At 66.0% G+C, this 25,764-nt stretch carries 22 protein-coding genes; 18 read left to right on the forward strand and 4 right to left on the reverse strand.

Features of this window, described 5'->3' with window-relative positions; translation table 11 throughout:
* Positions 1 to 77 precede the first annotated feature (77 nt).
* The 3 genes from DY467_RS05115 to DY467_RS05125 all read left to right on the forward strand — a co-directional run bounded on the left by DY467_RS05115 (position 78) and on the right by DY467_RS05125 (position 2,276).
* On the forward strand, positions 78 to 401 hold the full coding sequence (locus DY467_RS05115) for a hypothetical protein (RefSeq protein WP_107354564.1): 324 nt from the start codon (positions 78 to 80) through the stop codon (positions 399 to 401).
* Positions 402 to 523: 122 nt separating this feature from the next.
* Positions 524 to 1,456: a CHAD domain-containing protein gene (locus tag DY467_RS05120; protein ID WP_164634382.1), complete on the forward strand. Its 933-nt coding sequence runs from the start codon at positions 524 to 526 to the stop codon at positions 1,454 to 1,456.
* Between the two features lie 28 nt (positions 1,457 to 1,484).
* Positions 1,485 to 2,276 carry a hypothetical protein gene (locus tag DY467_RS05125; protein ID WP_107343372.1) on the forward strand — a complete coding sequence of 264 codons (792 nt, stop codon included), beginning with the start codon at positions 1,485 to 1,487 and terminating at the stop codon, positions 2,274 to 2,276.
* Between the two features lie 54 nt (positions 2,277 to 2,330).
* Here the strand turns inward: DY467_RS05125 and DY467_RS05130 are convergent, their stop codons facing one another.
* Positions 2,331 to 3,347 carry a CBS domain-containing protein gene (locus DY467_RS05130; RefSeq protein WP_164634384.1) on the reverse strand — a complete coding sequence of 339 codons (1,017 nt, stop codon included), beginning with the start codon at positions 3,345 to 3,347 and terminating at the stop codon, positions 2,331 to 2,333.
* 483 nt (positions 3,348 to 3,830) lie between these two features.
* Here DY467_RS05130 and DY467_RS05135 point away from each other — a divergent pair, with 483 nt between their 5' ends.
* On the forward strand, positions 3,831 to 4,466 hold the full coding sequence (locus DY467_RS05135; protein WP_164634386.1) for a hypothetical protein: 636 nt from the start codon (positions 3,831 to 3,833) through the stop codon (positions 4,464 to 4,466).
* A 290-nt stretch (positions 4,467 to 4,756) separates the two neighbouring features.
* On the opposite strand, the gene DY467_RS05140 is transcribed toward DY467_RS05135, so the two are convergent.
* Positions 4,757 to 5,185 carry a winged helix-turn-helix transcriptional regulator gene (locus DY467_RS05140; protein ID WP_415193405.1) on the reverse strand — a complete coding sequence of 143 codons (429 nt, stop codon included), beginning with the start codon at positions 5,183 to 5,185 and terminating at the stop codon, positions 4,757 to 4,759.
* Between the two features lie 42 nt (positions 5,186 to 5,227).
* On the opposite strand from DY467_RS05140, the gene DY467_RS05145 reads away from it, so the two are divergent.
* Genes DY467_RS05145 through DY467_RS05155 form a run of 3 tightly spaced genes read left to right on the forward strand, consistent with a single transcriptional unit; the run spans position 5,228 to position 6,852 of the window.
* Positions 5,228 to 5,953, forward strand: a complete 726-nt coding sequence (locus DY467_RS05145; protein WP_164634388.1) for an SDR family NAD(P)-dependent oxidoreductase — start codon at positions 5,228 to 5,230, stop codon at positions 5,951 to 5,953.
* A gap of 10 nt (positions 5,954 to 5,963) precedes the next feature.
* Positions 5,964 to 6,632 (forward strand): DsbA family oxidoreductase, encoded by a 669-nt coding sequence (locus tag DY467_RS05150; RefSeq protein ID WP_164634390.1) that lies wholly within the window; start codon positions 5,964 to 5,966, stop codon positions 6,630 to 6,632.
* 4 nt (positions 6,633 to 6,636) lie between these two features.
* The gene (locus tag DY467_RS05155) at positions 6,637 to 6,852 is read left to right on the forward strand and encodes a hypothetical protein (RefSeq protein ID WP_164634391.1); all 216 of its coding nucleotides are present in this window, start codon (positions 6,637 to 6,639) and stop codon (positions 6,850 to 6,852) included.
* Positions 6,853 to 6,979: 127 nt separating this feature from the next.
* On the opposite strand, the gene DY467_RS05160 is transcribed toward DY467_RS05155, so the two are convergent.
* Positions 6,980 to 8,593, reverse strand: coding sequence for an ABC transporter substrate-binding protein (locus DY467_RS05160; protein WP_107343366.1), 1,614 nt, complete (start codon positions 8,591 to 8,593; stop codon positions 6,980 to 6,982).
* 251 nt (positions 8,594 to 8,844) lie between these two features.
* On the opposite strand from DY467_RS05160, the gene DY467_RS05165 reads away from it, so the two are divergent.
* The 10 genes from DY467_RS05165 (at position 8,845) to DY467_RS05210 (ending at position 21,737) form a co-directional block, all read left to right on the forward strand.
* Positions 8,845 to 9,975, forward strand: a complete 1,131-nt coding sequence (locus DY467_RS05165) for a M20/M25/M40 family metallo-hydrolase (protein WP_164634392.1) — start codon at positions 8,845 to 8,847, stop codon at positions 9,973 to 9,975.
* Positions 9,976 to 10,139: 164 nt separating this feature from the next.
* Positions 10,140 to 11,081, forward strand: a complete 942-nt coding sequence (locus DY467_RS05170) for an ABC transporter permease (protein WP_164634393.1) — start codon at positions 10,140 to 10,142, stop codon at positions 11,079 to 11,081.
* A gap of 13 nt (positions 11,082 to 11,094) precedes the next feature.
* Positions 11,095 to 11,985, forward strand: a complete 891-nt coding sequence (locus DY467_RS05175; RefSeq protein ID WP_107343363.1) for an ABC transporter permease — start codon at positions 11,095 to 11,097, stop codon at positions 11,983 to 11,985.
* A gap of 70 nt (positions 11,986 to 12,055) precedes the next feature.
* Positions 12,056 to 13,708, forward strand: a complete 1,653-nt coding sequence (locus DY467_RS05180) for an ABC transporter ATP-binding protein (protein ID WP_164634394.1) — start codon at positions 12,056 to 12,058, stop codon at positions 13,706 to 13,708.
* A gap of 147 nt (positions 13,709 to 13,855) precedes the next feature.
* On the forward strand, positions 13,856 to 15,361 hold the full coding sequence (locus tag DY467_RS05185; protein WP_164634395.1) for a M81 family metallopeptidase: 1,506 nt from the start codon (positions 13,856 to 13,858) through the stop codon (positions 15,359 to 15,361).
* 223 nt (positions 15,362 to 15,584) lie between these two features.
* On the forward strand, positions 15,585 to 16,580 hold the full coding sequence (locus DY467_RS05190; protein ID WP_164634396.1) for an alpha/beta fold hydrolase: 996 nt from the start codon (positions 15,585 to 15,587) through the stop codon (positions 16,578 to 16,580).
* A gap of 183 nt (positions 16,581 to 16,763) precedes the next feature.
* Positions 16,764 to 17,810 (forward strand): hypothetical protein, encoded by a 1,047-nt coding sequence (locus DY467_RS05195; protein ID WP_164634397.1) that lies wholly within the window; start codon positions 16,764 to 16,766, stop codon positions 17,808 to 17,810.
* Between the two features lie 18 nt (positions 17,811 to 17,828).
* Positions 17,829 to 18,938, forward strand: a complete 1,110-nt coding sequence (locus DY467_RS05200; RefSeq protein WP_164634398.1) for an AAA family ATPase — start codon at positions 17,829 to 17,831, stop codon at positions 18,936 to 18,938.
* Positions 18,931 to 20,307: a vWA domain-containing protein gene (locus DY467_RS05205; protein ID WP_164634399.1), complete on the forward strand. Its 1,377-nt coding sequence runs from the start codon at positions 18,931 to 18,933 to the stop codon at positions 20,305 to 20,307. Before DY467_RS05200 ends, DY467_RS05205 begins: the two co-directional genes overlap by 8 nt.
* A gap of 32 nt (positions 20,308 to 20,339) precedes the next feature.
* A complete protein-coding gene (locus tag DY467_RS05210) occupies positions 20,340 to 21,737 on the forward strand; it encodes a carotenoid oxygenase family protein (protein ID WP_107343357.1) in 1,398 nt (465 codons plus the stop codon).
* A gap of 267 nt (positions 21,738 to 22,004) precedes the next feature.
* Here DY467_RS05210 and DY467_RS05215 read toward each other — a convergent pair whose 3' ends face one another.
* A complete protein-coding gene (locus tag DY467_RS05215) occupies positions 22,005 to 23,897 on the reverse strand; it encodes a sigma-54-dependent Fis family transcriptional regulator (protein WP_164634400.1) in 1,893 nt (630 codons plus the stop codon).
* 258 nt (positions 23,898 to 24,155) lie between these two features.
* Here DY467_RS05215 and adh point away from each other — a divergent pair, with 258 nt between their 5' ends.
* The gene (gene adh, locus DY467_RS05220; RefSeq protein WP_205502068.1) at positions 24,156 to 25,658 is read left to right on the forward strand and encodes an aldehyde dehydrogenase; all 1,503 of its coding nucleotides are present in this window, start codon (positions 24,156 to 24,158) and stop codon (positions 25,656 to 25,658) included.
* The last annotated feature ends 106 nt before the right edge of the window (positions 25,659 to 25,764 follow it).

The raw sequence follows: 25,764 nt of genomic DNA on the forward strand, positions 1-25,764 counted from the left end.
CGATTACTGCTACGCAAGAGCGGATTGCGCCGGCGATCGCGCGCATAGTTGGACTTTAGACGAACAGTGAGGACGGCATGACGACGACGGCTCCGGACAGCGTCCAGAACACCCCGGCTCCGAGCAAACCGGCGCCGGAGCGCGGACCGGACAAGCACGTCGAAGCGCGGATGGCACGGATCGAAGCGGCGGTACAGCGCATCCAGCTGGTCATCGTGATGGGCGTCGGTGTCGGCGCGATCCTGTGGTGCCTTGATCTTGCGACGCAATTGATGCCCTTCCCGCCGTCGGCCGCTTGGTACTATGGCGGTCAGGCGGTCGCGGCGCTGATCGGCATGGGCATTGCGTATGCGGTGGCTAAGCTGATCGGCTACCCGTTGGAAGTTCTGAAGCGGGCCTGACCGACCGCCATCGCGGTGCGCGGATTTAGCACCCCTCGGCCTCGCCGCGACGCGGCGTCATCGGCGCGTAAATCTGCTAGGATACCGCGGGCGGTCAGCTTCTTTCGCCCGCGTGGGACACAATGCGTCGAGTTCTCAAGAAACCTGCGGCCAAGCCGAGCCCCGGCCCGGCCCATGACATCGTTCTGTCGCAAGACGCCGGCAGCGGCGAGGCATTTCGGGCAATTGCGACCGAATTGCTACACCTGATCGCCGCGCAGCAACCTAAGGTGCGGCGGCGCGATCCGACCGGCGTTCACCAGATGCGGATCGGCTTGCGGCGGATGCGGGCCGCGATCTCGGTGTTCGGCGAGCTGATCGACGGCCGTGACACCCAGCGGATGAAGCGCGAGCTGAAGTGGCTGGCCGGACGGCTGGCTGCGGCACGCGACCTACACCTCCTGGAAGTGAAGATCAAAAGCGCTCAGCTCGGCACCGGCTCACCGGCCTTCCTGAAGCGGCTCGGCTCTGACCGCGGCGCCGCGTTCGACAGCGCCAGCGCCACCGTCGAGCTGCAGCGCTTCCGCAAGCTGTTGAACGATCTCAAGCGCTGGATCGAGGCGGGCGAAGGGACCAAGGCGGCGGACGGCGCGGACCGCCCGTCGGCGGTCGCATTCGCCGAACAGGTGCTGGCCCGCCGCGCCCGCAAGCTCAACAAGCGCCTGGAGAAGCTGGAGCAGCTCGACGACGAGGAGCGGCATCGGGTCCGGATCGCCGCCAAGAAGCTGAACTACGCGATCGGCTTCTTCGAAAGCCTGTTTGACGGCAGGGCCGGCAAGCGGCTGGAGCGGTTCCGGAAGCACCTGAAGAAGCTGCTCGACGCGCTCGGCGCTCTCAACGACGTCGCCGTGCACCGCAAACTAGCCGGCAAATTCAACCGCCGCGCCAAGGACAAGCTCGACCCCGAAGCCGCCCGGCAGCTCGCCGACCTTGATGATGCCGAGATCAGACAGCAGATGAAGGCTGCCGCCAAGGCCGCCGCCAAGCTTGCGGAGGACCCGCTTTTCGGCGATTGACGGCGATCGAGCCGCGCTGAAGGACACGATGCAGCCAGATCCCCACCCTCTCGTCGAGGCGGCGACCAGCACCTCACGCTTCGCGGTGACGCGGCGCTGGCTGACGCGGGTGTCCGAATGGTCGGCCAAGGCGACGTTCCGGATCAAGCGCGGCACGCCGGCGGTGACGATCGCCGAACTCGGCAAGAGCTGGGACCTGACAGAAGCGCAGCGCACCGTCCTGCTGCAGCTCGGCGAGACCAAGCCGGGCGCCGCGTTCATCGACGAGAAGGTCGCCAACATCAACCGCGCCGCGTTCCACCGTTCGGCCTTCGTGCTGAATGCGGCGACGCATCTGATCTTCGTCGACCTCGCCGCACAGCTCTTGCTGTCGGTGTGGGAATTGAAAGCGGTGCTGGTCGCGCTCAATCTGCTGCTGGCGCTGATCGCGCATTTTCAGATGCGCGAGAATTATCGGGCGCTACTCGCCGGCCCGCGGCAACTGCCGAAGAAGCGCCGGCTGCTCGGGCTGCTGCGTAACCCCCGTTACAACAAGGCGGTGAAGAAGAGCTCCCGGCCCTATGCGCGCAGCGCCTGGAAGGAGCAGACGCTGTACCGCACCGCGTACTTCGCCAACGCGGTGATCATCTTCCTCGGCTCGCAATTTATTCTGCCTGCAGAGCGACTGATCTTCCCGTTCGGATTCCTGGTTGGAAAGATCACCGGACTGATCACCACCATCGTGGTGTTCTTCGACGGCTGGCGCGGCATCCGCGCCGGCGACGACGCCCGCCTCGCGCGCGAGCGCGAGGTCTCGGTGTACCGCAACCTCAAGATCTGAGAGCGCTACGCGTCCTCGCCGCGAGTGCGAAGAGCGAAGCGAACGAACGGCACCTCAGTGATGCTCCGCTTCGCTCTTACCCCAGGTCAGAAATAGGCCGATGTCGCCTGGGATGCCGTCGGGGAAATCGACCACGCGGGCCTGCAGCACGAAGCCGTGCGGGCGCAGCTCCGACTTCCACCGCAAGTAAATGTCGGCGGCCATGCCGCGCAGCGTGGACGGCCATTCCGGATCGGGCGCATTCACGGCGCGGCCGTGATCGGTGCACAGCTCTGCCGGAAACCGCAGCAGCAGGCTTTCCTGCTCGCCCTTTTTGGCAACGGATCGCGCGTTGCGCAGCAGCTTCTGCCAGGTCTCGTCGGTCAGATGCGACGCCAGCATGTCGCTGGCGAGCCGGTGATGCTTCTCGTCCGCCAGCTCCTTGGCATGTTTTCGCTTCTCGTCTTCTTCGTGCTCGTGCTCGAGCCCCAGCTCGCGGAACGCCGAGGCGGAGAGATCGTCAGCCGCCGGATCGTGCGGCGGGGGTGCCGGCGGCGCGACGGGACGGCTCAGCGCTGCAAGCTTGTCGGACGGCGTCGGCCAGGCGTTCGGATCGTCGTGCACGGGATCAGCTCCGGTGTGATTGAGCCCAGTCATGGTCTTGAGCAGGTCGGCGCGGCTGACGATGCCGACGATGTGGCCAGCACGCACCACCGGCACCCGCTTGATCCGCTTCTCGACCAACAGGTCGGCGATGTCGGCGAGCGCCGTGCTTTCTTCGACCGTCACCACCGGGCCGACCATGACGTCCTTGGCGGTGCGGGTATCGGACTTCAGGAAGCGGACGTAGTCGGGATGCACCGCCTCGCCTTCCGACAGCATCTGCAGCCACCAATCGTGACGCGCCTCGCGGTCGCTATCGGCGCGCGGCATCAGGTCGCCTTCGCTGACGATGCCGAGCGGCACCCCGGCGCCGTCGATCACCGGCACGGCGCTGATGCCATGCTTGAGCAGCGTCTCGGCGATGGCGTGGACGGGCGTGTCGGGCTGCACCGTCACGATGGCGGTGGTCATCACGTCTGCTGCCTTCATGGGAATCTCTTCGAACGTTGCGGGCTATCGAATGATATGCGGCGTATATGGCGGTCTGATGCGCGATCTACGCGGGACGGCTTTGCCGCGTCATAGCGGGTTTTTGCGAATCTCCGTCAAGCAACCGCCATATTCCGCTGTGCGCTCCACTTCGGAAAGCCGCAGATAGGGCATCGATCGCGGTCGATCGACGCAGAGCCGACAGGCCGCACCGACATTGGACATTCGACCATAGAGAAAGCCGAGCCGCACTCGGCAAATGACGAGGTATTAATCGTCAACCCTAACAAATTGCGGCGCTTTCTGCCGCGATGACGTCACGCCCCCTGCCGTGCTACACCTCGACCGACGGCGCCTCAACGGTTTTGACATACCTCAACGCACCGTTGCATATGCGTGTTCATTTGATTTTCGACAATGCAGCTTGCGGCAGGCGAAACCTATACACCTCGCGCCGGCCTGCCCTGAATGGAAAGACGTAACATGGAGTATCTCTCCGCGCTCGGTCCACTGCTGATACTCATGTTGTTCGGTGGTGGCTTCGTGATCGCAGCGTATCTCACCTTCGACGATATGCGTTCCCGTGGCGGTTCGTTCGATGCCGCTTCCTTCGTCACCGCAATCCGCTCGACGGTCGATCGCGTCCGCGCGCTGCCGACGACGACGCTGATCATGATCGGCGCGGTCGTGGTCGCGGCCCTGTTCGTCTATCTGGTGTCGGCGAGCGGCTACTATGCCCGCCCGGCCGCCGTGGAAACCAGCGCAGCCCCGGCTGCGGTCGAAACCGCTGCGACGCCGGCCCCCGAGGCCGCTGCGCCCGCTCCGGCGGCGAAGGCTGCTCCGGCGCCCGCGCCTGCCACCAAGGCCCCCGCCGCCGACAAGCAGGCCGCTGCTGCGGCCCCGGCGGCGATCGCCGCGGTGCGTAACGTCACCTCGACCAGCTGCGCCTCGGACGGCTGCCCGGTGACCTGCGCCGCCAACGAGACCCTGACCTCGGCCTATTGCGTCAACGGCGGCGCCGCCAAGCTCGCCGACCAGCTCACGGTCAAGGACGGCTCGGTGACGGCGAAGTGCAGCCCGAGCGCCAGCGCCATCAAGGTCGCCTGCGCCCGCAAGTGATCCAGGGGCGCGCCCGATCGGTATCGGGACAGCACCCAGCCAATCGAGCCCGGCTTCGCGCCGGGCTTTTTGTTATTCGGCGCCTGACGTGCCGACAGTCGTATTGTGCGCCTAATGGGCTAACGTCCCGATCCTGAAGAGCCCGGCAAAGCCGGGCGTCCCGAAGGATGAGGAGCCGCATAGCTTGCGGCGCATGGTTCGAGACGGCGCTTCGCGCCTCCCACCATGAGCTTGTGGTTGTTGTAAGAACTCCGAAGCGCGCTCCTGATTCTAACGAACGCGGAACTACTCTAGGGCCGGCCGCGGTCGTGATCGTCGCGGTGACGTTCGATCTCGTCGAGATGCTCCAGCACCCACGTCGCGAGGTGCATGACGGGGACCGAAAGCGATTGGCCGAGGGCGGTCAGCCCGTATTCCACCTGCGGCGGCACCGTCGGATAGACTTGCCGCGTCACCATCCCGTCGCGCTCCAGCGCCTTCAGCGTGCGCGTGAGCATCTGTTGCGACACGCCTCCGATCAACCGTTTCAGCTCGTTAAAGCGGCGCGGCTTCTGTGCGAGGGAGGTGATTGCCAGCACCGTCCACTTATCGCCCATCCTCGCCAAGACCTGGTTGACGCGACGGCATGCGTCATTGGTGCCGGGCGCAGCGGGCGGGGCGGTCACATCCATAGGGCCTGGCCCCACATCTATGCGTTCTTGTGACATGTACTGGTCCATATCACATTCCTGGTCATCGAAACATACTACCGGGAACGCATGATGGTTGACAGGAAGACGATCGCAATTTTCGGCGCGGGCATCGGCCTTGGCGCGTCGCTCGCCCACCATTACGGCAAGCAGGGCTATCAGGTCGCGCTTGTTGCGCGCCATGAAGGCGCGCTTCATGAGCTGGCCGGCAAGCTCAAAGTTGAAGGGCTGGAGGTGGCCGTCTTTCCGGGCGACCTGACCAATCTTGAAGGGCTGCCCGGCCTGGTCGACGCGATCGAAACGCAGCTCGGCGCCATCGATGTAGCAGTTTACTCGCCCGTTCCGTCCGAAGGCGGATTCGTCCCCGCTACCCAATTTGACGCCGCAGCGGTGCAGGATCTCGTTCCGATCTACACGCTCGCGCCGATAGAGCTTGCGCATCGTCTGACCAAGATCATGAAGAAGCGCGGCGCAGGATCGATTGTCGTCGTCGGCGGGCTTGCCGCGGTCAGACCCATTCCGGGGGTGAGCGGCGCTCCCGCGCTGATGGCTGCCACCCGCAACTACATCCATGCTCTGCACGGCGAGCTTGCGCAGAGCGGCGTCTTCGCCGGCGCCGTCTACATCGGCGCGATGATCGAAGGCTCAACCGGCATGAAGGTCGCCACGTCGGGTGGCCGCACGATCGATCCGCGCTTGCCGACCATCTCGCCGGACGCGATCGCGGAAGCGATCTGGAGGCTCACCACGGAGCGCACCCAAGTGGAGGCGATTCTTCCCGCCATCTCGCAATCCTGAGGCGTCGACCATGCTGCGCATCGACCTCTTCACCGAGATCACTTGCCCCTGGTGCATCATCGGACATCACCGCCTCGACAATGTCCTTGCGCAACGGTTCCCCGCGCTGGATGTGGATATCCGCCAGCACCCGGTGCTGCTACTTCCCGACGCGCCGGCAGCGGGTCTCTACATCCCCGACCTTCTCCGCTCACGCTACGGAATCACGGACCCGAAAGCGTCGTTCGCGCGGCCTGAAGCTGAGGCGCGGGCGTCCGGCCTTGATCTTGACCTGAGCCGCCAGCCGTGGACCTACAGGACGCAGGCGGCGCACGGACTTATCCTCGCAGCGCGAACGCGCGGTACGCAGCATCAGCTCGCGGTCGCGATCACCGATGCCCATTTCCTGGACGCCAGGAATATCTCGGACGTCGACGTCCTTGCCGGTATCGCCGCGGGCTACGGATTCTATCGCGATGAGGCGCGTGCGATCGCGTTGGACCCCGAACAGCACAGGCGTGTCGAGCAAGAGGCCGCCAAGTCCGGAGCAGCGGGCGTGCGGTCGGTTCCCCACTTTGTTTTCGGCGGGCGCATCACCATCAACGGGGGACGCAGCGAAGATGAGATCGCATCCGCCATCCGTGATGCTGCAGGCGTTGCCGCATCCGCCTCACAGGGGACATCCGGCTCGTCGCCTTAGGGCAATGACCGCCGGCCGGCCCGAAATGCCGGTGCGCCGCGATGCGCGCTCCGCGTGTTCTGCCTGGAGCTTCTTCGGCGATGAGATCGCCGAGCAGGCGGTGGCTCGGCTACACGGCGATCTGGAGACAGGCACTTGGGACGACGCCCATGGATCGCTGCGGACCCAGGCGGAATATACCGGCTCGCTCGACCTGTTCGTATCAATCTCGATCGCTTAGTCCGTCGCCCACGTGTCGATCTTTGCAGTACGACGCGCGTACGATCGCGGCGCCCAGCAAAGCGCCGCCCTGCTTTCGCAGGACGGCGCACCGATGACGTCAAGCATCTGAGACGTGGAGCGACCGCTTAGTCGCCCTGTTTGTCGATATTCCAGAACACTGGAGTTGCCGGGCCGTAGACGACGCCGGTGAGTTCCTTGCGCCACACGCTCGGCGCGGTGTACTGGCCGAGCGGGATGTAGATCACCTGGTCGTAGACTTCCTTCTGGATCTCCTCGGCGATCTTCTTCTGCTCCTCGGGCGAGTTCGCGCGCACGAACTTGTCGCGCAGCTCCTCGACCTTGGCGTCTTCCGCCCAGCCGAACCAGCCGCCCTTCTTGCCCTGACCGCCGACCGAGACGTTGGCGACCGGATTGAGAATGTCGGGGCCGGCCCAGTTGGTAAAGAACATGTTCCAGCCGCCTTCGCTCGGCGGCTTCTGGCTGGCGCGGCGCGACACCACGGTCTGCCAGTCGGTGGCCTGAACGTCGACCTTGAAGCCGGCGTCACGCAGCAGCTGCGCGGCCACGATCGGCTGCGCCTTCAGGGTGACGACGTCGCCCGGCGCCATCAAGGCGATCGGCGTACCGTCATAGCCGGACTCCGCGAGCAGCTTCTTGGCCTCGGCCATGCCGTTGCCCTTGACCAGCGTCTCCGAGCCGACGTCGGTCTCGAGCGGCGTGCCGCAACCGAACACGGCGCCGCAAACCTTGTAGTACTTGGGATTGCCGACCAGCGCGTCGAGCACCGGCTTCTGGCTCATCGCCAGGAAGGCCGCGCGACGGACCTTGGGATTGTCGAACGGAGGATGCAGGAAGTTCATCCGGCCGAGGGTCTGGAAGCCGAGCGGGCTCAACGTATCGATCGTCAGCTCCTTGTCCTGCGCCAGCACCGGCAGCAGGTCGAACGACGGATTCTCGATGAAGTCGATGTCACCCGACTGCAGCGCGTTCACCGCGGTCTGTGCGTCCGGCATGGTGATCCACTCGACGCGGTCGACCTTCACCATCTTGCCGCCCGAGGTCCAGTCGGGCGCTTCCTTGCGCGGAATGTAGTCGGGGTTCTTGACGTACACCGCCTTGACGCCCGGCTGGAACTCGGACGCCACGAACTTGAACGGGCCGGAGCCGATCTGCTCGGGGATCGGCTTGTCGGCCGGCGTCTCGGCGATCCGCTTCGGCATCATGAACGGCACCAGCGACGACGGCTTGCCGATCGATTCCAGCACCAGCGCGTAGGGCTCCTTCAGCTTCAGCGTGATGGTCTTGGGATCGGTGGCTTCGAGGCTGGCGGTGAACTGCATCAGCTTCTGGCCCATGCCGTCCTTCTGGCCCCAGCGCTTCAGCGAGGCGACGCAATCCTCCGCGGTGACCGGGGTGCCGTCGTGCCACTTCAGTCCGTCACGCAACGTGAACGTGTAGGTCAGCTTGTCGTCTGAGACTTTGTAGTCCGCCATCTGCGGCTGGACCTTGAACTTGGAGTCCATCGCCAGCAGCGTGTCGTAAACCATGTAGCCGTGGTCGCGGGTAATGTAAGCGGTGGTCAGGCCGGGATCGATGATACGCAGGTCGGAATGCATGACGGCGCGGATCGTCTTGGCATCGACGGCAGCAGGCAGCGTCATCGATGCCGCGAGCGCGAACGCCGGCACAGCGAATTTCGACGCAACGGCCGAGCGCATCCAACGCGGTGGATGGAACATTCGATTTCTCCTGACTTGAAACTGATCAGTCACAGATGATTGCTTGTGCAGGGCATTAAGTCTCCGGGCGCGGCGTCACGCGATCAGCGCATTGCCACATCCTGATAATCGAGACTTGCACCAAGTGTGCCAAGCGTCAATCATCCGGCTCGCCGCTGCCGGCGTTCGGCCGCGTAGTCGGCGGCGGAAATCTTTCGCTTTACAAAGCCGCCGGTAATCAGTCTCGTAATGCCACCAACAGAGAGTGCGCAATGAACCCAGCAAATCTCCCATTCGATTCCGATACGATGCTGCAAGGCCTGCGCGCCTGGGTTGAATGTGAGAGCCCAACCTGGGACACCGCCGCGGTGGAGCGCATGCTCGATCTCGCAGCGCGGGAGATGGCGATCATGGGCGCGACAATCGAGCGCATCGCCGGTCGCCAGGGCTTCGCCGGCTGCGTGCGCGCGCGCTTTCCGCATCCCAAGCAGGGCGAACCCGGCATCCTGATCGCCGGTCATCTCGACACCGTGCATCCGGTCGGCACGCTGGCAAAGCTGCCGTTCCGCCGCGAAGGCAACAAGGCGTTCGGCCCCGGCATCTTCGACATGAAGGGCGGCAACTACCTGACGCTGGAAGCCATCAAGCAGCTCGCCCGCGCCGCGTTCACGACGCCGCTGCCGATCACCGTCCTGTTCACGCCGGACGAAGAAGTCGGTACGCCGTCGACCCGTGACATCATCGAAGCCGAAGCGGCGCGCAACAAATACGTGCTGGTGCCGGAGCCCGGACGCCCCGACAACGGCGTCGTCACCGGCCGCTACGCGATCGCGCGATTCAACCTGGAGGCGATCGGCAAGCCGAGCCACGCCGGCGCGACGTTGTCGTCTGGACGTTCCGCCATACGGGAAATGGCCAAGCAAATCCTGGCGATCGATGCGATGACCACAGAAGATTGCACCTTCAGCGTCGGCATCGTCCACGGCGGTCAATGGGTGAACTGCGTCGCCACTACCTGCACCGGCGAAGCGCTCAGCATGGCCAAGCGCCAGGCAGATCTCGACCGCGGCGTCGAACGTATGCTGGCGCTGCAAGGCAGCAGCAGCGACGTCACCTTCAACGTGACGCGCGGTGTGACCCGCCCGGTGTGGGAACCGGATGCCGGCACCCTGGCACTGTACGACAAGGCGCGCGTGGTCGCTGCGCAGCTCGGCGTCGGCCTGCCGCACGGCAGCGCCGGCGGCGGCTCCGACGGCAACTTCACCGGCGCGATGGGCATTCCCACCCTCGATGGTCTCGGCGTGCGCGGCGCCGACGCGCACACGCTGAACGAGCACATCGAGATCGACAGCCTCGCCGAGCGTGGCCGGCTGATGGCGGGACTGCTCGCAACGCTGGAGTGAGCGCGGACCTGTGCAAATCAGATCGCACCGGCTTGCAGCCCTGGCACGGGACTTGCTGAACTCCGAGGGTGATTTCGACGGCCTCAAGCGCAGGTGATGATGACGAACCGCATCTTCGGGATAAGTTTCGCTAATCGTCGATCCAAATCCATGATGGAGCGCCGATGCTCGGCTATCTGATCCGTCGTTTGCTGGCGGCCATCCCGGTGACGGGTGTGGTCGCACTGTTCGTGTTCCTGCTGCTGCGCCTGACACCGGGCGATCCCGCCGCGATCATTGCCGGCGACAGCGCCACCCCTGAACAATTGATGCGCATCCGCACGTCGCTCGGCCTCAACGAGCCGCTTTACGTGCAGTTCTTCACCTGGGTCGGACGGCTGCTGCACGGCGACCTCGGCGTCTCGCTGATCTCGCAGGTGCCGGTGCTGCAGATGATCGGCCAGCGTATCGAGCCGACCATCACGGTGGCGCTGTCGACCATCGTGCTATCGGTCATCGTCGCGGTTCCGCTCGGCGTCGTCGCCGCGTGGAAACACGGCACCTGGGTCGATCGCTTCGTGATGGGCCTGTCGGTGATCGGCTTCTCGGTGCCGGTGTTCGTGATCGGCTATGTGCTGATCCAGATCTTCGCGATCGAGCTGCGCTGGCTGCCGGTGCAGGGCTTCCGCCCGATGGCGCGCGGCTTCGGCCCGTTCGCCGAGCGGCTGGTGCTGCCGACGCTGACGCTGTCCTTCATCTACATCGCGCTAATCGCGCGGATGACACGCGCGGCGATGCTCGACGTGCTCGGCGAGGATTATGTCCGCACCGCGCGCGCCAAGGGCATCACCGAAAGCCGCGTGCTGCTGCGCCACGCGCTGCGCAATGCGGCGGTGCCGGTGATCACCGTGATCGGCACTGGCTTTGCGCTGTTGATCTCCGGCGTCGTCGTCACCGAGAGCGTGTTCAATCTGCCCGGCATCGGCCGCCTCACCGTCGATGCGGTGCTGGCGCGCGACTACCCGGTGATCCAGGGCATGATCCTGCTGACCAGCGGCATCTATGTCGCGGTCAATCTGTTGATCGATCTGGCCTACACGCTGCTCGATCCCCGTATCCGGTACTGAGGGCGCGCGCACCATGGCGATCGATACCATGTCCGAACCGACCCTTCCGGTGCCGCGTCCGATGCGTCCGCGGCTCGGCTTCCTGCTGTCCACGCCGATCATCGCCGTCGCCACCATCTGCCTGACGCTGGTCGTGCTGATGGCGATCTTCGCGCCATGGCTGGCGCCGCACGATCCGGTGAAGCTGGCACCGGCGCTGCGGCTGAAGCCGCCGAGCGCCGAATTCCTGCTCGGCACCGACGCCTATGGCCGCGATCTGCTGTCGCGGATCATCTATGGCGGCAGGGTATCGCTGCTGATCGGCGTCGGCTCGGCGATCGTCGCGATCGCGATCGGCCTCGTGATCGGCCTGGTCGCCGGCTTCTTCCGCTGGGTCGACGCGGTGATGATGCGGGTGATGGACGGCCTGATGGCGATCCCTAGCGTGCTGCTGGCGATCGCCGTGGTGTCGCTGTCCGGCGCCAGCCTGACCACGGTGCTGATCGCCATCACCATCCCGGAGATCCCGCGCGTCGCCCGGCTGGTCCGGTCGGTGGTGCTCACCGCGCGCGAGGAGCCCTATGTCGAAGCCGCGATCTCGCTGGGCTCCAGCCTGCCGAAGATCATGGCGCGGCACCTGATGCCCAACACGGTGGCGCCGCTGATCGTGCAGGGTACCTACATCGCCGCCTCGGCGATCCTCACCGAAGCGATCCTGTCGTTCCTCGGGGCCGGCATCAGCCCGGAGACGCCGACCTGGGGCAACATCATGGCCGAGGGCCGCGCCTACTTTCAGATCAAGCCGATGCTGATCTTCTGGCCGGGCTTGTTGCTGTCGATCGCGATCCTGTCCGTTAACCTGATCGGCGACGCCGCCCGCGACGCGCTCGACCCGCGGATGAAACAGCGCGAGGGCTCGCGATGAGAGCCGGTTCAAAGCTTAGTCCGTCATTACGCAACGCGAATCGACGAAGCAGTGACGTGGAGGCATCCCGATGACCGACAACGTCCTCGAAATCGACAACCTCGTCGTCCGCCTCGGCCGCAGCAATGACGGCGACAAGGTGATCGACGGCATCTCGCTCACCGTGCGGGCCGGCGAGACGATGTGCCTGGTCGGCGAAAGCGGCTCGGGCAAATCGGTGACGTCGCTCGCCACCATGGGGCTGCTGCCGAAGGGCGCACTGCATGCCTCCGGGGGCGAGATCCGGCTCGCCGGCGAGAACGTGCTGGCCGCCAGCGAACGGCGGCTGCGGCAGCTTCGCGCGTCGCGGATGGCGATGATCTTCCAGGAGCCGATGACGGCGCTGAACCCGGTGGTGCCGGTCGGCAAGCAGATCGACGAGGTGCTGCGTTTTCACACCGACCTGCCCGCCCGCGAGCGCCGCCGCCGCATCCTCGACATGATGCAGCAGGTACGGCTGCCGGATGTCGAGCGGATCTTCGCATCCTATCCGCACCGGCTGTCGGGCGGTCAGCGCCAGCGCATCATGATCGCGATGGCGCTGGTGCTCGAGCCCAAGCTGCTGATCGCCGACGAGCCGACCACTGCGCTCGACGTCACCACCCAGAAGCAGATCCTTACGCTGATCCGCGAGCTGCAGCAGGCGCACGGCACCGCGGTGCTGTTCATCACCCACGACATGGGCGTGGTGGCCGAGATCGCCGATCGCGTCGCGGTGATGCGGCAAGGCCGGCTGGTCGAGACCGGCCCGCTGGAGACGGTGCTGCGTCGTCCGCAGATGGACTACACCCGCAACCTGCTGTCGGCGGTGCCGAGCCTGGTGCCGCGGCCGCCGCGCGGCGTCGCCAAGACGCCGGTCGTGCTGGAGGCCAACGAGCTCGGCAAAGTGTATCGCGAGCGTTCGCTGCTCGGCCGCCAGCGCGAAGTGGTCGCGGCACAGGACGTGACGCTGACGCTGCACAAGGGACGCACGCTCGGCATCGTCGGCGAAAGCGGCTCCGGCAAATCCACCGTGGCACGCTGCATCGTGCGGCTGATCGATCCGACCTCGGGCGGCATCCGGCTGGCCGGCCGCGAGATCTCCGAGCTGTCGCGACGGCTGCTGCGGCCGCACCGCAAGAAGATCCAGATCGTATTCCAGGACCCGTACCGCTCGCTCAATCCGCGCGTCAGCGTCGGTGAGAGCATTGCGGAAGGGCCGATCAATTACGGCGTGCCGCGGGCGCAAGCGCTCGCCAAGGCGCGGCAACTGCTCGAGCTGGTGCATCTGCCGGCGGATGCGATCTCGCGCTTTCCCCATCAGTTCTCCGGCGGCCAGCGCCAGCGCATCGCGATCGCCCGCGCGCTGGCGCTCGATCCCGACGTGCTGGTCGCCGACGAGGCGGTGTCGGCGCTCGACGTCTCAGTGCAGGCGCAGGTGCTGAATCTGCTCGACGAAATTCAGACCCGGCTCGGCATCGCGCTGCTGTTCATCACCCACGACCTGCGCGTCGCAGCGCAGATCTGCGACGATGTCGCGGTGATGGAGAAAGGCCGCGTCGTCGAACAAGGGCCGGCCGGCGAAGTGCTGACCCATCCCAAGCAAGCCTATACCCGTCAACTGCTCGAAGCCGCTCCCGGCAGGCATTGGGACTTCGCCAACTTCCGCCCGGTCAGCGAAGCACCGGCGGCGATGGTGAGCTAACCTTCCTCTCCCCGCGTCATTCCGGGGCGCCGCGCAGCGGCGATCCCGGGATCCATAACCACCGCCAGGGGAAATGGATTCCGGGCCTGCGCCCCAAGGGGCGCATCCCGGAATGACGAACGTTAAGTCAGCAAGAGAACAACAACCATGACCCGCATCGCCGTCGGTGGCTTCCTGCACGAGACCAACACCTTTGCGCCTACCAAGGCGACTTGGGAGGCGTTCGTGCATGGAGGCGGGTGGCCGGCGATGACGATCGGCGCCGACGTCCTCAAGGTGATGCGTGGTATCAATGTCGGCCTCGCCGGCTTCGTCGAAGAGGCCGAGGCCAAAGGCTGGGAGCTGATCCCGACCGTCGCCTGCGGCGCCAGTCCATCGGCGCATGTCACCGAGGATGCGTTCGAGCGCGTCGTCAAAATCATGATCGACGGCATCAAGGCGGCCGGGCAGCTCGACGCGGTGTATCTCGACCTGCACGGCGCGATGGTCACCGAGCATCTCGACGACGGAGAAGGCGAGATCCTGGCCCGCGTCCGCGAAGTGATCGGGCCCGACCTGCCGCTGGTGGTCAGCATCGATCTGCACGCCAACGTCACGCCGCGGATGATCGAACACGCCGACGCGCTGATCGCCTATCGCACCTATCCGCATGTCGACATGGCCGATACCGGCCGCGCTTCGGCCAAGCATCTGGAGCTGCTGCTTCGCAGCGGTCAGAAGTTCGCCAAGGCGTTCCGGCAACTGCCGTTCCTGATTCCGATCTCGTGGCAGTGCACGTTCGATCAGCCGACCAAAGGCATCTACGACAAGCTCGCCGCGCTGGAGAGCGAGGCGGTGCCGACGCTGTCGTTTGCGCCGGGGTTTCCGGCCGCAGACTTTCCGGACTGCGCACCGTCGGTGTTCGCCTATGGCCGCACCCAGGCCGATGCCGATGCGGCAGCGGATGCGGTGGCCGCGCTGGTGGCCGATCACGAGGACGATTTCGACGGCAAGATCTATTCGCCCGACGAGGGCGTGAAGCATGCGATCGAATTGGCGCGCACCGCCGCCAAGCCGATCATCATTGCCGACACCCAGGACAATCCCGGCGCCGGCGGCGATTCCGACACCACCGGCATGCTCCGCGCCTTGGTGCGCAACAACGCACAGCGCGCCGCGATCGGCGTGATCTACGATCCGGACGCTTCGAAGGCCGCGCATGCCGCCGGTGTCGGCGCGATGATCTCGCTGTCGCTCGGCGGCAAGTCGGGCATTCCCGGCGACACGCCATTCGAGGAGATCTTCGTCGTCGAGCAACTCTCCGACGGCCGCTTCGTCGCACCCGGTCCGTATTTCGGTGGCCGCGAGATGGAAATGGGGCCGTCCGCCTGCCTGCGGATCGGCGGCGTGCGCGTGGTGGTCGCGTCGCACAAAGCGCAGCTCGCCGATCAGGCGATGTACCGCTATGTCGGTATCGAGCCGACCGCGCAGGCAATCCTGGTGGTGAAAAGCTCGGTGCATTTCCGCGCCGACTTTCAACCGATCGCCGAACGGCTTCTGATCTGCGCCGCGCCCGGCGCGATGCCGGCCGATACCGCAGCGCTGCCGTGGCGACGACTGCGGCCGGGCATTCGTGTCAAGCCGAATGGACAGCCGTTCGTCGCGCCGAACTAACAACTCATCGCCATCACTGACGTCAATTCGAGCTGACGGTGTCCCTCGTGATCACACCAGCCGGCAGCGGGACTATCATGCACGCACGAGTCGATTTTCGTGCGCGCCAATGTATGCAGATACCATTCTTGCGTTGAAGCAGCGTGAAGCGCGGGCGAATTGGAACCTTCCCGGTTTGACGCGATTGGCTCGACGGTTCGCTCAAATGCAAGAGAGGTCGCAGATGCCGTCGCTCAGCGGGCAAGCAATCAATACAGGTAGCATCAAGCAGCATCATGCGCGGACGGGTCTCGCCAATCCGGTGGCGGGTGCGCGCACCGATATCACCAGCGTGGTCGGCCGGTTTGCGATCTATGCGGCGGGCGACGTGCAGCCGAATGGCAGCACCACGCCGCTGCTGCTGATACACAGCATCAACGCCGCCGGCTCCGCTTACGAAGTCAAGCCGCTGTACGATTACTACGCGAAGCAGCGACCGGTGTACGCGATCGACCTGCCGGGCTTCGGCCAATCCGATCGCGACGACCGCGAATACACCGCGCGAATGATGACCGACGCGGTCCACGCCGCAGTCGAACAGATCCGCCGCATCCATGGCGAGCAGCCAATCGATGCGCTCGCGCTGTCGCTGGCGAGCGAGTTCCTTGCCCGCGCGGCGACCGAGACACCGCAGGCGTTTCGCTCGCTCGGCTTCATCAGCCCGACCGGCTTCGAAGGCCGGGCTCGCGACGAGCGCACGCCAGGCACCCGCGGCCGCTCCTGGATCATCGACGTGCTGCGCGTCAAGCTGTGGGACCGCGGTTTCTTCAAGATGCTCACCGCGCGGCCGGTGATCCGCAAGTTCCTGGAAAAGGCCTGGGGCTCCAAGGATATCGACGAGCCGATGGTCGATTACGACTACGCTACCACGCATCAACCCGGCGCCCGCCATGCGCCGTACTACTTCGTGGCGGGCTTCATGTTCAGCACCGACATCCTGCACATCTACGAACAGCTGCGGCTGCCGGTGTGGATGGCGCACGGCGTGCGCGGCGACTTCGTCGACTATCGCCACAAGACCCGCGTCGCCGGCCGCTCGAACTGGACCATCGTGCAATTCGACACCGGCGCGTTCCCGCACTTCGAGGTGCTGGATCAGGTGGTATCTTCGTACGATCAGTTCCTGACGAAGGTGCAGCCGAGCGAGGTCGGCAAGCCGACGCTCGTGCAATCGGCATAGCCGCTCTGCGAATGTCCGAGGCAACTCCAGCAACCCATGCACGATCAACAATAGCGTGAGTTGCCTTCGCTTCGCAGTTGAAGAAACTAGACATGACGCGATCGATTTGGACGCGTGAATCGCGGCGCAGCCGACCTCAAGGCTGCGCCGCCTAGGCTTCACTTGCGGAGGTTGCTGACGGTAATGAACTACGCACAGCTTCTGACCGGATCGGCAGGCAGCATCGAGACCACGCCGGTCCCGCCGTTCACCCATCACGAGATCCTCGGGCTTGTGCAGCCGTTCACCCGCCGCGGCTATCAGGTCGACCTCGCCGCCAGCGATCGCCTCGCGCGGCGGTTGCTGTTCAAGCCTGTCATTCACGAGGAAGCCGGCCGCGGCGGCGTCAACGCGACCGAGCTGCTGCAACTCGACAATCCCCGCCCCGGCCTGCATCAGGTCACCCGCACGCTCACGCTGGAAGACGGCCTGACCGCGACGCTCGAAACTCAAGGCGACGATCTCGACATCCTGCTGCGGCGGATCGAGCAGGTGCTGCCCCAGCAGCAGTTCCGCAGCGTCGAAGGCGCCGTGGTCGCGCTGAGCTATCGCCTCACCCCGTTGGGCACGCGGCACGCAGCAGGCGATGCCGTGCAGCGCGTGCTGCTGCGTGGTGAGGCCGTGATTGCGGGGTTCCGGGTATTGTTGCGCGGGGCGCTGGTGCGCGGCTATCCGGCCGAGATCGACGTCACCCCAAGCACACCAGGTGTGGCACTGCCTGAGGATCTGCTCGCCGTGATCGGCTGGGCGTGGTCGCCGCTGCGCAAAAGCAAGGCCGGGTTCACCGGCAAGATCAAGGTGCGCGGCCAGGAGCCTGAGCTCAGCCGGCGAGTCGAAGCCGCGCTGGAAAAGACGGTGGCGCATCTCGCCCGCACCCTGACGCGGCCGCCGGCGGCTTACTACGAGAAGCTGCGCGGCGCGCGCTGGACGGTGACCTTCCGACGCGCGATCCCGGCGCTGTTTTTCGGCGGCCTGATCGCCGGCGCCGCCAGCCTGACACTGATCGACGTGCCGCAGGATTCGATCTTCAACCTGCTGCTGATGGGCGCGCCGCCGCTGTTGATGTTCGGCGCCTTCGGAATGCGCGAGACACCATCGCTGGAAATTCCGCCGCTGCCGCGGCGCTGGAAGGCGACGTGGCTGCCGGAAGCCGAGGCGGCCCCGTCACAGATGGATGCACAGACGACCTGACGAGCGAGGACACGATCGATGCACGGCAACCCGATGAACATCCCCCCGGTCTCGATCGCCGCCGCCAAGGCCGCGCTGATCGAGCAATACGCCGACCCGACGCTGCGGCGGCGGGCGTCGATGCTGTGGGGCACGCGCGGCGTCGGCAAGTCGTCGATCGTCCGCCAGGTCGCTGCGCATTATCGGGTGCCGCTGATCGATCTCCGGCTCACCACGATCGAGCCGGTCGACATTCGCGGCGCGATCTATGCGGATGAGAACCTGGCCAAGACGGTGTGGTTTCCGCCCGAGTTCCTGCCGTCGCGCGACCAGCCCGAAGGCGTGCTGTTTCTCGACGAACTCACCGCCGCCGATCAGCGGCTGCAGATTTCGGCCTATTCGCTGATCCTCGATCGCCGCGTCGGCAATTATCACCTGCCCGACGGCTGGCAGGTGGTGGCCGCCGGCAACGCCAGCTTCCACGGCGCGATCAGCCACGACATGGGCACCGCGCTCGCCGACCGCATGTTCCACTTCAACGTCCAGACTGCGATCGACGCCTTCCTCAGCCACGCCATCACCCACGACTTCGCGCCCGAAGTAATGGCGTATCTGAAGATCCGTCCCGACAAGCTCGACGATACCCAGGCGCAGCTCGCCGGCGACCACCTGATCGGCGCCAGCCCGCGCGGCTGGGAGGACATCTCTAACGTCCTCAAATCCGGCTTGTCCGATCACGCCAAGCGGCTGTTCGTGCAGGGCCGGATCGGCGCCGCAAACGCCGCGGAGTTCTTCGGCGTGCTGCGCGAAATCCAGGCCGGCACCGACGTGCTCAAGTTGCTCGCGGCGCGCCCAGGCCCCGAGACCGCGGCGCTGCTGCCGAAGTCGCTCGATGCGCTGTACGGCATGCTGTACGGGCTGCTCGCCGCCAGCGCCGACAAGGACACCCTGGCGCGGGCGCTGGAGATCATCGAGCAACTGCCGGACATCCGCAGCACCGTGCCGCTGCCGATCCGCGAGGCGCAGACGCTGGCGATGGAGCTATTGATGCAGCGCGGGCTGGAGAACGGCCTCGAGGCCGCGATTCTCGACAGCCCGGCCTATGCCAGCTACGCCGACCGCCGGCAATTGGAAGCCGCCGATGCCTGAGCCGGGTGCGCTCTACTGCCACCGCGGCACGCGCGCGATCCAGCGCATGGTGGAGTTCGCGCCGTCGACCGGCGGACTGGCGCTGTGGGTGCAACATCGCGATCTGCCGGACGATACACCGGCTGAGACGCCAGCCGCGGTGACCGACGGCACAACCGTGTACTACAGCGCGGCGTTCGATCGGTTGCCCCTGCCCGACCAGGTCGGACTGGTTGCGCACGAGGTATTGCACATCGCCCTGCGCCACTCGCAGCGTTTCGTCGAGCTGCAACGCACCCAAGGCGACGTCGACCTCGAACTGTTCAACATCTGCGCCGACGCCATCGTCAATACCACGCTGGCGCATCTGAGCTGGCTGCATCTGCCGGACGACGCGGTGATGCTGGAGCAGATCGTGTTCAAGGCGCTCGGCCGCGAACAGCAGCCGGAATCGGCGCTGCTCGAATGGGACGTCGAGAAGCTGTACCGCGCCATCGATGACCGCGACGACGGCACCAGCGGCAAGCAGCAATCCGGCCGGCAATCGCAGCAAGGCTCGAAGGCGGACTCGTCGGGCTCCGGCGGCAAGGATCAGGCCCAATCCCAATCCGGCACGTCGGAGAGCGAGACCGCCCAGCGTAGCGACGGCGCCCGTTCCGCCAAGGTGCGGGCGCTCGGCGCCGGCGGCGCGCGCGACCTGGTGCCGAACCCGGAGGCGCAATCGGCTCCCGAACACGAGGCCGAGCTGGCGCGCGAATGGAGCGAGCGCATCCTGCGCGGCCATGCCGGCGATGGCGCTTTCTCGATGCTGCGCGCGCTGATCGCCGATCTGCCGCACAGCCGCACGCCGTGGGCCCAGGTGTTGCGGGTGCAGCTCGCGCGCGGCCTGGCCCGCAAGCCGGCGCTGACCTGGTCGCGCCCGACGCGCTCCTACATCGCCAACCAGGGCCGCGCCGGCAATCACCGGATGCCGTTCGAACCGGGCTTCAGCCCGACCAAGAACGAGCCCCGGCTGGCGCTGATCATCGACGTCTCCGGCTCGATCGACGATCAGCTGATGCAGCGCTTCGCCACCGAGATCGAAACCATCACCCGGCGCCAGGAGGCGGGCCTGGTGCTGATCATCGGCGACGAACGGGTGCGGCAGGTCGAGTTCTTCGAGCCCGGACGCCGCTTCGTGCTCAGCGAGATCGAATTTGCCGGCGGCGGCGGCACCAACTTCACGCCGCTGCTCGTCGAGGCCGACCGGCACAAGCCCGATATCACCGTGGTGCTGACCGATCTCGAAGGCCCGGCGGAGTTCAAGCCGCGCTGGCCGGTGATCTGGGCGGTGCCGCAGGAGCATGCCCATGCGGTGCAGCCGTTTGGACGGCTGCTTGCACTCGACTAATAACTTGCGGCGACGACGAGGAGGCCGACGACATGCTGCAGGTGAGAGGCGTACCCCAGACCTGGGACAATATCGCGCCGATTCCGATGGAGTGCGACGCGCCGTTCCTCACCATCAAGGGCGAACTGCCGCGCGAGCTGAACGGCACGCTGTATCGCAACGGCGCCAACCCGCAATTCGTCTCACCGAACGCGCACTGGTTCTTCGGCGACGGCATGCTGCACGCATTTCATCTCGAAAACGGCCGCGCGTCGTATCGCAATCGCTGGGTGCGGACGCCGAAATGGCTGGCCGAGCATGCCGCCGGACGGCCGCTGTACGGCGAATTCAACATGCGGCTGAAGGATGCGCCGGCCTCGACGCCGCGCGACGGCAACGTCGCCAACACCAACGTGGTGTATCACGCCGGTCGGCTGCTGGCGCTGGAGGAAGCGCATCTGCCGATGCAGATCGAACGCGAGACGCTGGAGACCCGCGGCTATTGCGATTATGGCGGCGCGCTGCAGGGGCCGTTCACGGCGCATCCGAAGATCGATCCGGTGACCGGCGAGATGCTGTTCTTCGGCTACAATGTCGGCCGGCCGCTCGGCCGCGGCATGATGCACGGCGCGATCGATGCCTCCGGCCGGTTGACGCGGCTGGAGCGCTTCAAGGCACCGTATTCGGCGATGGTGCACGACTTCATCGTCACCGCAAAGCACGTGCTGTTTCCGATCCTGCCGCTCACCGGCAGCATCTGGCGCGCGGTGCGCGGCAAGCCGCCTTATGCCTGGGAGCCGCGCAAAGGCTCATATGTCGGCGTGATGCCGCGCAGCGGCAGCGTCCGCGACATCCGCTGGTTCCGCAGCGAGCCGTGCTTCGTGTTCCACGTCATGAACGCCTGGGACGAGGGCAACACGATCATCGCCGACGTGATGCAGTCGGAAGCACCGCCGTTCTTCACCGACACCGACGGCAGGTCGCTCGATCCGGATAAATCCCGCGCGCGGCTGTGCCGCTGGACGTTCGACCTCGCCGGCCGCAGCGACAGCTTCCAACGCAGCTACCTCGACGACATCAACGGAGAATTTCCGCGGATCGACGAGCGCCGCGCCGGCCTGCGCAGTCGCCATGGCTGGTACGCCTGCATGAATCCGGAAGCGCCCGACGTGCTGTCCGGCCTGGTGCATGTCGGCGGCGACGGCGAACGCCGCGCGCGCTACTTCCTGCCGATCGGCGACACCATCGGCGAGCCGGTGTTCGTGCCGCGCAGCAAGGACTCAGGCGAAGCCGACGGCTGGCTGCTCGCGGTGGTGTGGCGCGGCTGCGAGAACCGCAGCGACCTCGCCGTCTTCAACGCCTCCGACATCGCCGCCGGTCCGATCGCCCTGGTCCAGCTCGGCCACCGCATTCCGGACGGCTTCCACGGCAACTGGGTGGCGGCGGACTGAGCTCTCGTCAGCGCGCTCAATCGATTGATTGAAGCGGACTGGGCGCTTGCCAAGGGTCCTAAAGTCCTCATCCTGAGGAGCCCGGCAAAGCCGGGCGTCTCGAAGGATGAGGAGCCGTATGACTTGCGGCACATGGTTCGAGACGGCGCTCCGCGCCTCCTCACCATGAGGTTGTGCCTGTTGTGAGCGCTCCGAAGCGCGATTCCAGTTCTATCATAAACAGAACTGATCCAGGGAACGCAGGAGCTAACCTGCAAGCCCCACCGCTCATCGGCCGCGATCCTTGTCCTTCAGCAGGCGTCGATAGTACGTGCTTCGGTCGATGCCGAGCCGGCGCGCGGCGCGCGAGACGTTGCCGCCGCTGGCATCGAGCGCAGCCTGCAACGCCGAGCGAGTGTGTTCGGCGAGCGAGGTCGGCGGCGGCGGCGCAACGGGCGCTTGGCTCTCAGCCGCACCAACCGCAGCACTGATTTCGGCGGGGAGCGCGGAGACCTCCACCGGATGCCCCGGCTCGCCGAGCACTAACAGCGCGCGCAGCGTTCCGACCAGTTGCCGATAATTGCCCGGCCAATTGTAAGCCGCGAGCACGCGCTCGACATCAGTGGAGAGCTGAACGCCGGCCTGTTCGCCGCCGAGCTGGCGCCAGAGTTTTCGGACCAGCGCGAGACGATACGGGTGATGGCGCACCGGCGGCCGCTCGACGACGTATTGGGCGATCCGGAAGTACAAATCCTGGCGGAACGCGCCGGCGGCCAGCAATGAGCCGAGCGGCTGATGCGTGGCGCAAATCAGCGCGAAATCGACCGGCACCGGCCGGCCGCCGCCGAGCGGCGAGATCTGCTTGTCCTGCAGCACGCGCAGCAGCCGGCTCTGCAGCGACAGCGGCATGTCGCCGATCTCATCGAGAAACAGCACGCCGCCGTCCGCCTGGCGCAGCAGCCCGGGCGCGCCCTGCCGCCGCGCGCCGGTGAAGGCGCCGGCCTCATAGCCGAACAGCTCCGACTCGATCAGCCCTTCCGGCAGCGCCGCGCAATTCACCGGAACGAACGGCTTGTTGCGCCGCGCACTCTCGGCGTGAACGCGGCGCGCGAAGACGTCCTTGCCCGATCCAGTCTCGCCGAGCAGCAACACCGGGATTCCGGCCTCGACCAGCCGCACGGTGCGCGACAGCTGCGCCATCATTTCGGCATCGAGGATCGGCTCGACCTCGCCCGCCGGAGCAGCAGGCACTGGAGCAACCGCGGGCGCAGCAAACGCGCGCGGGCTGCGGCGCGGCGGTTCGACCAGCCGGCCCCACAGCCGGGTGCCGCGAGGTCCGCGCAGCATTTGAATCTGCTCGGAGGGGCGGACACCCGGCAGCAGCGTTTCCAGCCGTGCGAGGTCGAGCGCCGGCCAATCCAGGTTCATCAGCTCGAGGCCGTGCCGATTGGCACCGATCAGCACGCCATCGGCAAACGCCAGCACGCCCTCGCGCGGCGTGCCGAGCAGCGCGCGGTCGGTGTGCAGCCGCAGCATGGTGCAGTGCTCGAATCCTTCGGTGAAGAACCGGTGCTCGATCTGCTCGGCGGCGAGCCGCATCAGCCCGAGCGCGTGGACATGGCGGATCGCCGCCGGCCCGGTCATATCGAGCGCACCGGCCACCACGCCGCGCGGATCGATCAGCGGCGCAGCCGCGCAAGCCAGAATGCGATGACGTTCGAAGAAGTGCTCGGCGCCGTGCACCGCGATCGGCTGGCGCTCGACCAGCGCGGTGCCGATCGCATTGGTGCCGGTGTCGGCCTCGCTCCACGACACGCCGGGCCGCAGCGCCACCTGCGCGGCTCGGCCCGCAAACTCGCCGGAGCCGATCATGTCGAGGACGACGCCGACCGCGTCGGTGAGAATGACGACGCTGTCGGTGAGGCGCGCGTCGCCTTGCAGTGCGTTCAGCTCCGGCCGTGCGAGGCGGCCGAGCCTGTCATGGCGTTCCTGCAATTCGCGCAGTTCGCGGGCGGTGGGCGGTTCGACCAGCGGCGAGCGGCTGGCGTCCAGCCCCTGGCCGGCGCAGCGCTGCCACGAGCGCAGGATCGGTGCGGCGAGCATTCCGTCGACGGGACGCCCCTCCCCGAAGAAGCGGCGTCGCGCAGTGACGACGGCATTACGGCTTGATGCGATTGACATGAGCGGATCCTCGGAGTGTTGGATTCTGCAACAGGTGTGGCGTCCAACTGCTGCAAGTATCACACGCAGCCGGAGGTGCTGTCCAGACATCACCACCCGGAGCGAGCGCGCTCCGATCTAGAATCCTCCCAGTCTTTTCAACGAACTGATCAGTTCGGAGGCCAATGGCCGCAGGTGTCCCGCGCATCTGGCATGCGTCGTGCGTAGTTCCATCCGCTTCAAAACAAACGGGAGGAAGCCATGAACCTCATCACAACGATGCATCCGGACGCCAGCACGGTGTTCAAGACCCGCTACGGCAACTTCATCGGCGGCCGCTGGGTGGAGCCGGTCGACGGCAGATACTTCGACAACACCACCCCGATCACCGGCGCAAAACTCACCGAAATCCCGCGTTCACAAAAGGAAGATGTCGAACTCGCGCTTGATGCAGCGCACACGGCCAGCATCGGCTGGGCCAAGACCACGACCACAGAGCGGTCACTCATTCTCAATCGCATCGCCGATCGGATGGAGGCCAATCTCGATCTGCTCGCGATCGCCGAAACGCTCGACAACGGCAAGCCGATCCGCGAGACGCGCGCCGCCGACCTGCCGCTGGCGATTGATCACTTCCGCTATTTCGCAGGTGCACTCCGCGCACAGGAAGGCTCGATCTCGGAGATCGATCACGACACCATCGCGTATCACTTCCACGAACCGCTCGGCGTCGTCGGCCAGATCATTCCGTGGAACTTCCCGCTACTGATGGCGGCGTGGAAGCTGGCGCCCGCGCTCGCCGCCGGCAACTGCGTGGTGCTGAAGCCGGCCGAACAGACACCGGCCTCGATCCTGGTGTGGGCCGAACTGGTCGGCGATCTGCTACCGCCCGGCGTCGTCAACATCGTCAACGGCTTCGGCGTCGAAGCCGGCAAGCCGCTGGCTTCCAGCCCGCGCATCGCCAAGATCGCCTTCACCGGCGAGACCTCCACCGGCCGGCTGATCATGCAATACGCCAGCGAAAATCTGGTGCCGGTGTCGCTCGAACTCGGCGGCAAATCGCCCAACATCTTCTTCGGCGACGTTGCGGCCGAAGACGATCCGTTCTTCGACAAGGCGATCGAAGGCTTCGTGATGTTCGCGCTCAACCAGGGCGAGGTGTGCACCTGCCCGAGCCGCGCGCTGGTGCAGGAATCGATCTACGAGCGCTTCATGGAGCGCGCACTCGCCCGCGTCGCCGCGATCCGGCAAGGCGACCCGCGCGATCCGGCGACGATGATCGGCGCGCAGGCCTCGCAGGAACAGCTCGACAAGATCCTGTCCTACATCGAGATCGGCCGGCACGAAGGCGCCGAACTCCTGGCCGGCGGCGCACGCGCACAGCTCCCCGGCGATCTCGCCGGCGGCTACTACGTGCATCCGACCGTGTTCCGCGGTCACAACCAAATGCGGATCTTCCAGGAGGAAATCTTCGGTCCGGTGGTGTCGGTCACCACCTTCAAGGACGAGGCCGAAGCAGTCGCGATCGCCAACGATACCCAGTATGGCCTCGGCGCCGGCGTCTGGACGCGGGATGGCACCCGTGCCTATCGGTTCGGACGCGCCATCGCTGCAGGCCGGGTGTGGACCAACTGCTACCACGCCTATCCGGCGCACGCGGCGTTCGGCGGCTACAAGCAATCCGGCATCGGGCGCGAGACCCACAAGATGATGCTTGATCACTATCAGCACACCAAGAACTTGCTGGTGAGCTACGGCACCGGGCCGCTCGGCTTTTTCTAAGACGACAACTCATTTCATCGGCGGGTGCTCAGCACCCGGCCGCAGCAATGCCGGGCGGCGTATCGCGCCGCCCGCGTAGCGGGGTTTTGCCCTGCGAAAGGAGCGC

Source organism: Rhodopseudomonas sp. BR0G17 (assembly GCF_010907025.1).
Taxonomy (GTDB): Bacteria; Pseudomonadota; Alphaproteobacteria; order Rhizobiales; family Xanthobacteraceae; genus Rhodopseudomonas; species Rhodopseudomonas palustris_H.

Excerpts from the sequence above, each read along its gene's own strand:
- DY467_RS05115 (WP_107354564.1), top strand. The coding sequence starts at position 78 with ATGACGACGACGGCTCCGGACAGCGTCCAGAACACCCCGGCTCCGAGC.
- DY467_RS05120 (WP_164634382.1), top strand. The coding sequence starts at position 524 with ATGCGTCGAGTTCTCAAGAAACCTGCGGCCAAGCCGAGCCCCGGCCCG.
- DY467_RS05125 (WP_107343372.1), top strand. The coding sequence starts at position 1,485 with ATGCAGCCAGATCCCCACCCTCTCGTCGAGGCGGCGACCAGCACCTCA.
- DY467_RS05130 (WP_164634384.1), bottom strand. The coding sequence starts at position 3,347 with ATGAAGGCAGCAGACGTGATGACCACCGCCATCGTGACGGTGCAGCCC.
- DY467_RS05135 (WP_164634386.1), top strand. The coding sequence starts at position 3,831 with ATGGAGTATCTCTCCGCGCTCGGTCCACTGCTGATACTCATGTTGTTC.
- DY467_RS05140 (WP_415193405.1), bottom strand. The coding sequence starts at position 5,185 with ATGGACCAGTACATGTCACAAGAACGCATAGATGTGGGGCCAGGCCCT.
- DY467_RS05145 (WP_164634388.1), top strand. The coding sequence starts at position 5,228 with ATGGTTGACAGGAAGACGATCGCAATTTTCGGCGCGGGCATCGGCCTT.
- DY467_RS05150 (WP_164634390.1), top strand. The coding sequence starts at position 5,964 with ATGCTGCGCATCGACCTCTTCACCGAGATCACTTGCCCCTGGTGCATC.
- DY467_RS05155 (WP_164634391.1), top strand. The coding sequence starts at position 6,637 with ATGACCGCCGGCCGGCCCGAAATGCCGGTGCGCCGCGATGCGCGCTCC.
- DY467_RS05160 (WP_107343366.1), bottom strand. The coding sequence starts at position 8,593 with ATGTTCCATCCACCGCGTTGGATGCGCTCGGCCGTTGCGTCGAAATTC.
- DY467_RS05165 (WP_164634392.1), top strand. The coding sequence starts at position 8,845 with ATGAACCCAGCAAATCTCCCATTCGATTCCGATACGATGCTGCAAGGC.
- DY467_RS05170 (WP_164634393.1), top strand. The coding sequence starts at position 10,140 with ATGCTCGGCTATCTGATCCGTCGTTTGCTGGCGGCCATCCCGGTGACG.
- DY467_RS05175 (WP_107343363.1), top strand. The coding sequence starts at position 11,095 with ATGGCGATCGATACCATGTCCGAACCGACCCTTCCGGTGCCGCGTCCG.
- DY467_RS05180 (WP_164634394.1), top strand. The coding sequence starts at position 12,056 with ATGACCGACAACGTCCTCGAAATCGACAACCTCGTCGTCCGCCTCGGC.
- DY467_RS05185 (WP_164634395.1), top strand. The coding sequence starts at position 13,856 with ATGACCCGCATCGCCGTCGGTGGCTTCCTGCACGAGACCAACACCTTT.
- DY467_RS05190 (WP_164634396.1), top strand. The coding sequence starts at position 15,585 with ATGCCGTCGCTCAGCGGGCAAGCAATCAATACAGGTAGCATCAAGCAG.
- DY467_RS05195 (WP_164634397.1), top strand. The coding sequence starts at position 16,764 with ATGAACTACGCACAGCTTCTGACCGGATCGGCAGGCAGCATCGAGACC.
- DY467_RS05200 (WP_164634398.1), top strand. The coding sequence starts at position 17,829 with ATGCACGGCAACCCGATGAACATCCCCCCGGTCTCGATCGCCGCCGCC.
- DY467_RS05205 (WP_164634399.1), top strand. The coding sequence starts at position 18,931 with ATGCCTGAGCCGGGTGCGCTCTACTGCCACCGCGGCACGCGCGCGATC.
- DY467_RS05210 (WP_107343357.1), top strand. The coding sequence starts at position 20,340 with ATGCTGCAGGTGAGAGGCGTACCCCAGACCTGGGACAATATCGCGCCG.
- DY467_RS05215 (WP_164634400.1), bottom strand. The coding sequence starts at position 23,897 with ATGTCAATCGCATCAAGCCGTAATGCCGTCGTCACTGCGCGACGCCGC.
- adh (WP_205502068.1), top strand. The coding sequence starts at position 24,156 with ATGCATCCGGACGCCAGCACGGTGTTCAAGACCCGCTACGGCAACTTC.